This window comes from Kitasatospora sp. NPDC057500 (assembly GCF_042802195.1).
GTDB lineage: Bacteria > Actinomycetota > Actinomycetes > Streptomycetales > Streptomycetaceae > Kitasatospora.
Window position 1 is genome coordinate 1 of sequence record NZ_JBHVER010000235.1, and the last position, 11207, is coordinate 11207.

The 11207-nt window shown below is 73.6% G+C and carries 11 protein-coding genes; 9 read left to right on the plus strand and 2 right to left on the minus strand.

Translation table 11 applies throughout. The features are described from left to right. Positions 1 to 262 precede the first annotated feature (262 nt). Positions 263 to 1360, plus strand: a complete 1098-nt coding sequence (locus ACFU74_RS32305) for a GAF domain-containing sensor histidine kinase (protein ID WP_380763295.1) — start codon at positions 263 to 265, stop codon at positions 1358 to 1360. Then, positions 1353 to 2003, plus strand: a complete 651-nt coding sequence (locus tag ACFU74_RS32310) for a response regulator (protein ID WP_380763282.1) — start codon at positions 1353 to 1355, stop codon at positions 2001 to 2003. Before ACFU74_RS32305 ends, ACFU74_RS32310 begins: the two co-directional genes overlap by 8 nt. 3 nt (positions 2004 to 2006) lie before the next feature. Here the strand turns inward: ACFU74_RS32310 and ACFU74_RS32315 are convergent, their stop codons facing one another. Next, positions 2007 to 2804, minus strand: coding sequence for a hypothetical protein (locus ACFU74_RS32315; protein ID WP_380763284.1), 798 nt, complete (start codon positions 2802 to 2804; stop codon positions 2007 to 2009). Positions 2805 to 2954: 150 nt separating this feature from the next. Between ACFU74_RS32315 and ACFU74_RS32320 the strand changes: the two genes are divergently transcribed. The 6 genes from ACFU74_RS32320 to ACFU74_RS32345 all read left to right on the plus strand — a co-directional run bounded on the left by ACFU74_RS32320 (position 2955) and on the right by ACFU74_RS32345 (position 8662). After that, on the plus strand, positions 2955 to 3746 hold the full coding sequence (locus ACFU74_RS32320; RefSeq protein WP_344333919.1) for an ABC transporter ATP-binding protein: 792 nt from the start codon (positions 2955 to 2957) through the stop codon (positions 3744 to 3746). A gap of 176 nt (positions 3747 to 3922) precedes the next feature. After that, positions 3923 to 4345 (plus strand): NfeD family protein, encoded by a 423-nt coding sequence (locus ACFU74_RS32325; RefSeq protein ID WP_350569545.1) that lies wholly within the window; start codon positions 3923 to 3925, stop codon positions 4343 to 4345. Between the two features lie 10 nt (positions 4346 to 4355). Next, entirely contained in the window at positions 4356 to 5414 is a 1059-nt protein-coding gene (locus tag ACFU74_RS32330) for an SPFH domain-containing protein (RefSeq protein WP_380763286.1), read from the plus strand. Between the two features lie 166 nt (positions 5415 to 5580). After that, the gene (locus ACFU74_RS32335) at positions 5581 to 6339 is read left to right on the plus strand and encodes a sulfite exporter TauE/SafE family protein (RefSeq protein WP_380763288.1); all 759 of its coding nucleotides are present in this window, start codon (positions 5581 to 5583) and stop codon (positions 6337 to 6339) included. A gap of 132 nt (positions 6340 to 6471) precedes the next feature. Next, positions 6472 to 6774 carry a 4a-hydroxytetrahydrobiopterin dehydratase gene (locus ACFU74_RS32340; RefSeq protein WP_380763290.1) on the plus strand — a complete coding sequence of 101 codons (303 nt, stop codon included), beginning with the start codon at positions 6472 to 6474 and terminating at the stop codon, positions 6772 to 6774. An 88-nt stretch (positions 6775 to 6862) separates the two neighbouring features. Next, positions 6863 to 8662 (plus strand): PQQ-binding-like beta-propeller repeat protein, encoded by a 1800-nt coding sequence (locus tag ACFU74_RS32345; protein WP_380763292.1) that lies wholly within the window; start codon positions 6863 to 6865, stop codon positions 8660 to 8662. Between the two features lie 94 nt (positions 8663 to 8756). Here ACFU74_RS32345 and ACFU74_RS32350 read toward each other — a convergent pair whose 3' ends face one another. Continuing rightward, positions 8757 to 9293 (minus strand): HNH endonuclease, encoded by a 537-nt coding sequence (locus ACFU74_RS32350; RefSeq protein ID WP_380763294.1) that lies wholly within the window; start codon positions 9291 to 9293, stop codon positions 8757 to 8759. Positions 9294 to 9597: 304 nt separating this feature from the next. Between ACFU74_RS32350 and tyrS the strand changes: the two genes are divergently transcribed. Further along, the gene (gene tyrS, locus ACFU74_RS32355; RefSeq protein ID WP_380763297.1) at positions 9598 to 10860 is read left to right on the plus strand and encodes a tyrosine--tRNA ligase; all 1263 of its coding nucleotides are present in this window, start codon (positions 9598 to 9600) and stop codon (positions 10858 to 10860) included. Positions 10861 to 11207: the final 347 nt, after the last annotated feature.

Sequence of the window (11207 nt, forward strand, 5' to 3'; positions counted from 1 at the left end):
CCCCACCGGGGAGGGCCGCCCCCGCGGCGCTCCCCGGGAGGGCCTAGGACCCCGGGCCCGGGCCCCGCCGGGCCCGGGACGGACGCGCCGCCCGCGCGCGCGGCGGTAGGTTGGCGTCATGCCCACCGTGCCACGCGACCACCGGCACGCCGGATCGCCGCCCGTCGACCGGATCCCGGTCGGCCCGCCGCCCGACGGCGCCCTGCCCGCCTGCGAACCCTGCCTCGCCGGCATCGAGGCCGTCAGCCAGGCCCTGCTCGCGATGAGCCGCCACCTGGAGGTCCGCGAGGTCCTGCGCCGGATCACCGCCTCCGCCCGCCGCCTGCTCGGCGCCGAGTACGCCGCCCTCGGCGTCCCCGACGACCACGGCGGCTTCGCCCAGTTCGTCGTCGACGGCGTCACCGACGAGCAGTGGAAGGCCATCGGCCCGCTGCCCCGCCAGCACGGCGTGCTCGCCGAGATGTTCCACGAGAGCGGCCCGGTCCGGCTCGACGACGTCCGCGACGCCCCCGCCTTCGGCGGCTGGCCCGACGCCCACCCCGAACTCGGCGCCTTCCTCGGCATGCCGATCGTCGACCCCGACCACGCCGAGGACGAGCCCGCCGCGCTCGGCGTCATCTACCTCGCCAACAAGCACGGCGGCGGCGGATTCACCGACCACGACGAGGAACTCCTGCGGATACTCGCCGCCCACGCGGCGCTCGCCCTCTCCAACGCCCGCCTCTACGAGCGCAGCCGCGAACTCACCCTGGCCGGCGAACGCGCCCGGATCGCCCACGACCTGCACGACGCCGTGTCGCAGAAGCTCTTCTCGCTGCGCCTCACCGCCAAGGCCGCCGCCAAGCTCGTCGACCGCGACCCGGCCCGCGCCCGCGAGGAACTCGCCGAGGTCGCCCGCCTCGCCGCCGAGGCCGCCGACGAACTGCGCGCCGTCGTCGTCGAACTGCGCCCCGCCGCCCTGGAGGAGGACGGCCTGAGCGCCACCCTCGCCTCCCAGGTGCAGGTCCTCGACCGCGCCCACACCGCCGACATCGCCTACGCCGCCGACCGGGTCCGGGCCCTGCCGCAGGCCCAGGAGGCCGCCATGCTGAGGGTCGCCCAGGAAGCCCTGCACAACGCGCTGCGCCACTCCGGCGCCCGCCGGGTCACCGTCACCCTGGCCGGCACGCCCGCCCGCGGAGCCGTGCTGCGGATCAGCGACAACGGCCGGGGCTTCGACCCCGAATCGGTCCGCCGGGCCGGCCGCCACCTCGGCCTGGCCTCGATGCGCGACCGCGCCGCCGCCGTCGGCGGCAGGCTCACCCTGGACTCCGCCCCCGGAAAGGGCACGGTCGTCGAGATGGAGGTCCCCGGTGCCTGACACCGCGCCCGCGATCCGCGTCCTGCTGGTCGACGACCACCAGGTGGTCCGCCGCGGCCTGCGCACCTTCCTGGAGGTGCAGGACGACATCGAGGTGGTCGGCGAGGCCGCCGACGGCGCCGAGGGCGTCGACCGGGCCCGCGCCCTCGACCCCGACGTGGTGCTGATGGACCTCAAGATGCCCGGCGTCGACGGCATCGAGGCGCTGCGCACGCTCAAGGAGGAGGGCAGCCGGGCCCGGATCCTGATCGTCACCAGCTTCACCGAGCACCGCACCATGGTCCCCGCGCTGCGGGCCGGCGCCGCCGGGTACGTCTACAAGGACGTCGACCCGGAGGCGCTGGCCGGTGCGATCCGCTCGGTCCACGCCGGCCATGTGCTGCTCCAGCCCGAACTCGCCGAGGCGCTGCTCGCCGACGACGGCCCGCGCCCCCCGCAGGGCCGCGGCGGCACCCTCACCGAGCGCGAGCGCGAGGTGCTCGGCCACATCTCCGACGGCCGGTCCAACCGGGAGATCGCCCGCAGCCTCCACCTGTCCGAGAAGACGGTGAAGACGCACGTCTCCAACATCCTCATGAAACTGGACCTCGCCGACCGCACCCAGGCCGCCCTCTGGGCCGTCCGCCACGGTGAGACGCGCTAGCGCCTACCCCTTCTCGTCCACCAGCGCGTTGTACGCCGCCACCTGGGCCCGGCGGGCCGTGCGCCACAGCGGCGCCAGCACCGCCTGCCGGGCCGCGATCTCCGAGGCGCTCACCGCCGCGCCGTGGCCGCCCGAGGCGATCGACAGCAGCGCCGCCACCTGCCGCGCCGACTCCAGCACCCGCACCGCCCGCGGCGGGTAGCCCGGCGCGAGCAGCTCGTCGTGGCCGCGCCGCCGGTACGCCTCCAGCGCCCGCAGCGCCTCGGGCCCGGCCCCGGCCACGTCCAGCTGCGTCAGCAGCGCGGTCGCCCGGCGCAGCCCGTCCGCGAGCTCGAACTCGGCCTCGTGCAGCGACGGCACATCGGCCGGCGGCGCGTCGTTCACCTCGGAGCAGCGCCACAGCACGATCGCCGACCGGTCCCCGGCCGGGCCGAACACCTCCACCTCGGGCACCAGCCCCAGCGGCGCCCCGACCGCCAGCACCGCCTCGCCGGCCGCCATCGCCCGCTCGTTGAACGGCGCCGGCCCGCTCAGCCCCAGCGGGTGCCCGGCCGACGGAAGCGCCAGCCGCAGGCCCTTCACGCCCAGCACCCGCAGCCGGCCCAGCGCCCAGGTGAGCCCGTGCCGCTCGTCGGGACCGTCCCCGGGAAGACCGGTCACCCGGTGGCTCTCGTCGGCCCCCAGCACCGCCGCGGCGGCGTTGTCGGGCGGCACCAGGCCGACCAGCAGGGCGTTGCCCCAGGCGGCCAGCCGCCCCGAACGGGGCTCTTCGTACGGATTGTCGGCAGGAGTGGCGAGCATCCGGCCAGCCTACGGAATCGGCGGCCATCCGCGTGGCGTAGGTTTGCCCATGCGTGTGCGGCGCACCCACTCCGTGCCCACCGGCCGCCGGAGTGGGCCGCCCGCCCGCACCGACGGCCGAGATATCTGTTTTTTGGGGAAGGCGTAGGCATGAGCGACGTGCTGGAGCTGGTGGACGTTTCCGTGGTCCGGGAGGGGCGCGCGCTGGTCGACCAGGTCTCGTGGTCCATCTCCGAGGGAGAGCGCTGGGTCATCCTCGGCCCGAACGGCGCCGGCAAGACCACCCTGCTGCAGATCGCCTCCTCGTACCTCTTCCCGACCGCCGGCAAGGTCACCGTCCTCGGCGAGAAGCTCGGCGAGGTCGACGTCTTCGAGCTGCGCTCGCGGATCGGCCTGGCCGGCGCCGCGATGTTCGACAAGCTGCCCGCCGAGCAGACCGTGCTCCAGACGGTGCTCACCGCCGCGTACGGCATGACCGTCACCTGGCAGGAGACCTACGAGCAGTCCGACGAGTCCCGCGCGCTCGCCCTGCTCGACCGCCTCGGCATGGCCGGCCTGACCGACCGCCGCTTCGGCACCCTCTCCGAGGGCGAGCGCAAGCGCACCCTGATCGCCCGCGCGCTGATGACCGACCCCGAGCTGCTGCTGCTCGACGAGCCGGCGGCCGGCCTGGACCTCGGCGGCCGCGAGGACCTCGTGCGCCGCCTCGGCGCCCTGGCCCAGGACGAGTTCGCGCCGGCCATGGCGATGGTCACCCACCACGTCGAGGAGATCGCCCCCGGCTTCACCCACGTCCTGATGATCCGTCAGGGAAAGGTGCTGGCCGCCGGCCCGATCGACACCGAGCTGACGGCCCGCAACCTCTCCAAGTGCTTCGGCCTGCCGCTCACCCTGGAGCGCCACGGCGACCGCTGGTCCGCCCAGGGCCTGCCGCTGGGCTGACCCCGCATCGGCTCCGGGCGGACCCGGCGGGACCCCTGCCGGGACCCCGCCGGGGCGCCCGCGCGGGTCCGCCGAACCGCGTCGAACCGGAACCGGTCGCACGTGCGACCGGTTTCCGCCCCTCCACCTGCGGGAACTGACCGCCTCGAAGGCCCTTCCCTCCCTAGGATGGACACGTGGACAGCTGGATCTGGTGGCTTCTGGTCGCCGTCGGCCTCGGCATACCGTTGGTGATCACGGCGATGCCGGAACTCGCCATGTTCGCGGTCGGCGCGCTCGTCGCGGCCGGCGTCGCGGGACTGGGCGCCGACCCGGTCTGGCAGGTCCTGACCTTCGTCGCGGCCTCGGTCGCGCAACTGGTCGTCGTCCGCCCGATCGCCTACCGGGCACTGCGGAAGGGCCCGCAGATCAAGATGGGCATCGAGGCGCTCAAGGGCGCCACCGCGGTCGTCGCGGAAAGGGTCGACGCGGAGGGCGGCCGGATCAAGCTCAACGGCGAGATCTGGTCGGCCCGCGCGCTCCACCCCGAGCAGGTGTACCAGCCGGGGGAGCAGGTCGACGTCGTCGAAATCCAGGGCGCGACCGCCCTGGTCGTCTAGGGGAGAGTCCGTGGAACCCGTCCTTATCGTCCTGGTCGTCCTGGTCGTGGTGGCCTTCATCGCGCTGATCAAGACGATTCAGGTCATCCCACAGGCCAGCGCCGCGATCGTGGAGCGCTTCGGCCGCTACACCCGGACGCTCAACGCCGGCCTGAACATCGTCGTCCCGTTCATCGACCGCGTCCGCAACCGCATCGACCTGCGCGAGCAGGTCGTGCCGTTCCCGCCGCAGCCGGTGATCACCCAGGACAACCTGGTCGTCAACATCGACACGGTCATCTACTACCAGGTCACCGACGCCCGGGCGGCCACCTACGAGGTCGCCAGCTACATCCAGGCGATCGAGCAGCTCACCGTCACCACGCTGCGCAACATCATCGGCTCGATGGACCTCGAATCCACCCTCACCTCCCGCGAGGTCATCAACGCCGGCCTGCGCGGGGTGCTCGACGAGGCCACCGGCAAGTGGGGCATCCGGGTCAACCGCGTCGAGCTGAAGGCGATCGAGCCGCCGACCTCCATCCAGGACTCGATGGAGAAGCAGATGCGCGCCGAGCGGGACAAGCGCGCCGCGATCCTCACCGCCGAGGGCAACCGGCAGTCCCAGATCCTGCGCGCCGAGGGCGAGAAGCAGGCCGAGGTCCTCAAGGCCGAGGGTGAGGCCCAGGCCGCGGTGCTGCGCGCCGACGGTGAGGCCGCCGCGATCCGGACCGTCTTCGAGGCGATCCACCAGGGCGACGCCGACCAGAAGCTGCTCGCCTACCAGTACCTGCAGACCCTGCCCGAGCTGGCCAAGGGCGACGCCAACAAGCTCTGGATCATCCCCAGCGAGGTCGGCGACGCGCTCAAGGGCCTCGGCGGCGCGTTCACCGGCCTGACCGGCAACGGCGGCGGTGCCAACGGCAGCGCGGTGGCCGCCCCCAGCGCCGCCCCCGCCGCCCCGCCGGCCTCCACCCAGGTCCCGATCGACCCGGCCGCCGGCCCGCGCCCGCTGGACACCGACACCAAGGGGTCCGCGCGGCCCCGGATCGACCCGCTGCGCGAGTACCGCAAGAGCGACCCGGAGTGACCGGACCGTCGTCCCGCCGAGGGCCCGCCCCCGTACCGCACGGGGCCGGGCCCTCGGGCGTACCGGCCCCGGTTGTGTCGTACGTCCCGAATGGCGGGCGCCCCTGGAACCCCCGCCGGTCCGTCCGGCATGATCACCGCGACAGGACCCCAACGGGAGGTGGCTCATGACGGTCTGGGAGTCGATCGCCGTCCTGGTGGCAGGCGTCGGCGCCGGAATGATCAATGTGATCGTCGGATCCGGCACCCTCATCACCTTCCCGGTGCTGCTGGCCGTCGGCCTCCCGCCGGTCACCGCCAACGTCTCCAACTCCTTCGGCCTGGTGCCCGGCTCGCTCAGCGGAGTGATCGGCTACCGCCGCGAGCTGGCCGGGCAGCGCGCCCGGCTCGTCCGGTTCGGCACCGCCTCACTGCTCGGCGGCGTCCTCGGCGCCTACCTGCTGATCGAGCTGCCCAGCGCCGCCTTCGACGCCGTCGTCCCGGTGCTGATCCTGCTCGCCCTCGTCCTGGTGGTGCTGCAGCCCCGGGTCGCCCGGGCCGTCGCCGCCCGCCGCCGCCCCGACGGCGACCCGCACGGCGGGGTGCTGCTGCTCGCCGGCATCTTCCTCACCGGCGTCTACGGCGGCTACTTCGGCGCCGCCCAGGGCGTGCTGCTGCTGGCCCTGATGGGCATGCTGCTCCAGGAGGACCTGCAACGGATCAACGGGGTCAAGAACGCCCTCGCGATGATCGTCAACAGCGTCGCCGCACTGTTCTTCCTCTTCACCTCGACGGTGAACTGGGCCGCCGCCGGCCTCATCGCGATCGGCTCGCTGGTCGGCGGGATGATCGGCGCCAGGGTCGGCCGCAGACTGCCGCCGCAGGCGCTGCGCGCCGTCATCGTGGTCGTCGGCCTCGCCGCGGTGGTCAAGCTGCTCACCGACTGAGGACCCGTTCCGAGGTGTCGCGGGCCCCCGACGGCCCGGCCTCTATATCGTCCTACCCGTGCGCGTTCGGCGCGCACGATCCGTGTGCACGCTCCGCGTGGACCGACAGCGACCGGCGACAGGAGTGGGCCGATGAGCCGCGAACGGCTGACCGAGGACGAGATCACCGCCGGGCTGGCCGGCCTGCCGCACTGGACGCGCGAGGGCGACACCATCGTCCGCACCGCCGACGCCCCCGACTTCCCCGCCGGAATCCGGGTGGTCGCCGCCGTCGCCGAGGCCGCCGAGGCGATGGACCACCACCCCGACATCGACATCCGCTGGCGCACCCTGCGCTTCGCCCTCTCCACCCACAGCGCCGGCGGCCTCACCGCCCTCGACCTCGGCCTCGCCGCCCGGATCGACGAGGCCCTGGCCGCCGAGTCCGCCGGCTGACGCCCCGCGGAACCGTCCCCTCCGGGCCGCTCCGGGCGCCGTGAGATGCTGGCTGCCGCAGCGAAGGCGGCCGGGAGGGACGGAACGGATGACGCAGGGACCCCTCGGCGACGGCCACGCCCAGCCCTGGTACCCGCAGCAGCCGGCCTGGCCGGGAGAACAGGGCGAACACGGCCAGGGCGCCCCCTACCTCGCGTACGACCCGTACAACCCCTACGGCCAGGCGCCGCAGCAGCCCGACGCCTACGTCCCGGACGCCCATGCCCCGGACGGGTACGGCTACGACGGGCAGCACCAGCAGCCGTACGACCACCAGCAGCAGTACGCGCCGTACGTCGTCGTCCCGCAGCAACAGGCGGGGGAGGAGCTGTACCTGCCCGCCGGTGCCGAGTACACCGACGACGGCTATGTGCACCTGGAGCCGGAACCCGGACCGGAGCCCGACCCCGCCCCCGAACCCGCCCCGGCGGCCACCGCACCGGCCCCCTCCCGGCGCGCCGCCCGCGCCGCCCGGCCCGGCCTCGCCGGGCGTGCCCGCGCCGCCGCGGACGCGGTCGTCGCGGCCGAGCACACCCCCGGCCGGCGCGCCCTGCTGATCCGCAGCGGCGCCGGCCTCGCCGCGCTCGGCGTCCTGGTCGCGGCGGGCCTGATGGTGGGCGCCCAGGACGGCGGCGACTCCGCAGCCGACGCCTCCGGCGGCGATCCGGGCTTCGCCGCCGCCCACACCCGGGCCTGGACCGCCCCGGCCGACGCCGGCCGGCCCGGCGGCGACGACACCCTCGTCGGCAGCTGGCTGCTCGACGGCGCGGTGGTGCGCGCCGACGCCTCCGGCGTGCGCGCGTACGGCGCGACGGACGGCAAGCCCGTCTGGGCGGTGGAGCCGCCCGCCGCCGGCGCCGTCCCGTGCGGCCTGTCGCCGACCGTCAACCGGGCCGGACTCGGCGCCGTGCTGTTCCGGCCCCAGGCCGACCCGAAGAGCCCCTGCTCACTGGTCGCCGCCGTCGACACCAAGGACGGCCGGACGGCCTGGAGCAAGCCGCTCACCGACGCCGAGGGCGCCTACGGCGCGCGCGTCGGCGTCACCGACGACAAGGTGATCGCGATCGGCGACAGCCGCGCCGTCGCCTGGCAGTCCACCGACGGCGCGGACGTCTGGCAGTACACCGGGCAGGGCAAGTTCTGCACCCTCTCCGGCGGCGTCTCCGGCACGACCGTCCTGGTCGCCAGCACCTGCGCCGACTCCACCCCCGTCGACCAGGCCGTCGCGCTGAACACCGCAGACGGCAAGGTCACCTGGTGGCGCGGCCTCGACAACCGGCCGAAGACCGCGACCGTGCTCTCCGCCGAGCCGTCCGTCCTGCTCACCACCGGCGACAAGCCCGAGGACGACCGGGTGTTCGCCTGGAGCCCGGCCGGCGACCCGGCAGCCGAGATCCCGGTCGCCGACGCCGACGGCCGGCTGGACGTCGCCCACGGATCGTTCTCGGCCACCCCCGGCGTCTTCTTCCACGACCGCACGATGGTCACCACGGTCACCCCCGCCGCCTCGGCGAACGCCGCCGGCGGGCCGGTCGCGGTGGTCGGCTACGACCTGGACACCGGCAAGCAGCGCTGGCGGACCACCGCCCGGGAGAAGGGCGCGGCCCGGGCCGTCGGCGTGGACGGCGGCGCACTGGTGGTCGCCGTCGACGAACGCCTCGACCAGCCGGCGCACCTCAGCCGCTTCGCCCTGGACGGCGGGCAGGAGACGGTCGGCGGCGGCTTCCCGCCCGGCACCGGCTCGCTGCTGGTCTCCGGCCGCGTCCTGATCGGCGGCGGCCGGGTCGTCGCCGTCCCCGAGCACTCGACCAACTTCGGCACCGCGACGGCCTTCCAGGCAAAGGAATGACCACGCGCCGGGCCGGGGACCGACCCCCCGTCGGTCCCCGGCCCGGCTCCCCCTGATTCCCCTTCGCCCCCGGACCGCGGACCCGTGCGCCGGCTCAGGCGGCGGACGGCGCGGGCGTACCGACGGCCTGGGCCGGCAGCCAGTCGGCCAGCTCCCGGAGCTCCGAGACCCGCAGCCCCAGCGCCATCATCAGCGTCGCCTGCGGCGTCGGGACGAACGGCTTGCGGAGCAGCTTCATCCCCGCCTGCTCCGGCGTCCGGTCCGCCTTGCGCTGGTTGTCCTCCGCACAGGCGGCCACCGTGTTCAGCCAGGTGTCCCCGCCACCACGCGACCTCGGCTGAACGTGGTCCACCGTGGTGGCCCGCCGCCCGCAGTAGGCGCACAGGTGCTGGTCCCGGACGAGCACCCCGCGGCGCGACCACGGAGCCTGTTGTCGGAACGGCACCCGTACGTACCGCTGGAGTCTGATCACCCGCGGCACCGGTACGCTCACCCCGGTTCCGCGCACGGTGCGCAGGGGGTGCGCCTGCTCGACCACGGCCTTGTCCTGGAGCACCAGGACCACGGCACGCTGGAGCGACACCGTCGTCAGCGGCTCGTAGCTTGCGTTCAGAACCAGCGTGCTGCGCACCTCGGCCACCCTTCCGCGGGCGTGCCACGGCGGCACGACCGTCCTCACACACGTCACTGCCGCCGCGCGGCGGTGGGACCACTGTGAAGGGGCTCCCGGTCGTCGAACAACGGAATTTCCGGTGTCCCGGAGGGACATGCCCACGTCGGAACGCGGGCCGGTGCGGCGCGTCCGCGCCAATGCGGCGAAAACTCGCTGGCCCCGACCGCGTAGGCTCTACAACGCTGGAGTCGTCCCGCACCGGGGCCCGACCGGACCGGGCCCGCACCGGGTGGGGACGCCCGACCGAAGGAGAAGCGTGACCGTGACGGACATCGTCGACGAGCTGCGGTGGCGTGGGCTGATCGCCCTGTCCACCGACGAGGACGCACTGCGCAAGGCGTTCGCGGACGGCCCGGTCACGTTCTATTGCGGCTTCGACCCGACGGCTCCCAGCCTGCACCTCGGCAACCTGGTCCAGATCCTCACCATGCGCCGCATCCAGCAGGCGGGGAACCTCCCGCTCGGCCTGGTCGGCGGCGCCACCGGTCTGATCGGCGACCCGAAGCCCACCGCCGAGCGCGTGCTCAACGACCCCGAGACGGTGGCCGGCTGGGTGGAGCGCCTGCGCGGGCAGATCTCGCGGTTCCTGGACTTCGAGGGCCCGTACGCGGCGCGCATGGTCAACAACCTGGACTGGACCTCCGGGATGTCCGCGATCAGCCTGCTGCGCGACGTCGGCAAGTACTTCCGGGTCAACAACATGATCGCCAAGGAGGCCGTCGCCCGACGGCTCAACTCCGACGCGGGCATCAGCTACACCGAGTTCAGCTACCAGATCCTCCAGGGCATGGACTACCTGGAGCTGAACCGCCGCTACGGCTGCACCCTGCAGACCGGCGGCAGCGACCAGTGGGGCAACCTCACCGCCGGCACGGACCTCATCCGCAAGGCCGACGGCAAGTCGGTGCACGCGCTGGCCACGCCGCTGATCGTCAAGGCCGACGGCACCAAGTTCGGCAAGACGGAGTCCGGTACGGTCTGGCTCGACCCCGAGCTGACCACCCCGTACGCCTTCTACCAGTTCTGGCTGAACGCGGACGACCGGGACATCCCCAACTTCCTGCGGATCTTCAGCTTCCGCTCGAAGGAGGAGGTCGAGGAGCTGGAGCGCGAGACCACCGAGCGTCCGGCCGCCCGCCTCGCCCAGCGCGCCCTTGCCGAGGAGCTGACCACCCTGGTGCACGGCGCCGACCAGTACGAGCGCGCGGTCGCCGCCTCCAAGGCGCTGTTCGGCCAGGGTGAGCTCGCCGACCTGGAGGCCCCGACCCTGGCCGCCGCGCTTGCCGAGGTCCCGAAGGCCGCGGTCACCGAGCTCCAGTCGGTCGTCGACCTGCTGGTCGCCGTCGGTCTCTCCCCGAGCCGTTCGGCCGCCCGCCGGACGATCAAGGAAGGCGGCGCCTACCTCAACAACGCCAAGGTGACGGACGAGGAGGCGGTGCCGGCCGAGGCCGACCTGCTGCACGGTCGCTGGCTGGTCCTGCGTCGCGGCAAGCGCAACCTGGCCGCGGCCGAGCTGACCAAGTGATCGAATCGGCCGTGATGGCCGAAACACAAGGCCGTTGACCTGCGGCTTTACCCATCAGGGGCGGGATCCAGCCGGATCCCGCCCCTGATGTTTGACGATGTCCTCCAGGTGGCCTAGTGTTGAACGAGTCGCTGAAGCGGCCACCCACTCAGCGAGTCACTGCTCAGAGCATGAATTTCGAGTGACACTCGGAATGCGCTAATGTGGAGGGCGTTGCGGAAAGTGAACCCCGGCCAGTTCGGGGGAATCGGATGAATGAAACTCCGGAAAACGGAGCGGAAAACGTCTGATAAGCTGGAAACACGAAAGAACGAAGCGCCCGGAGGGCCGGTGTGAAAGCCGCCTGA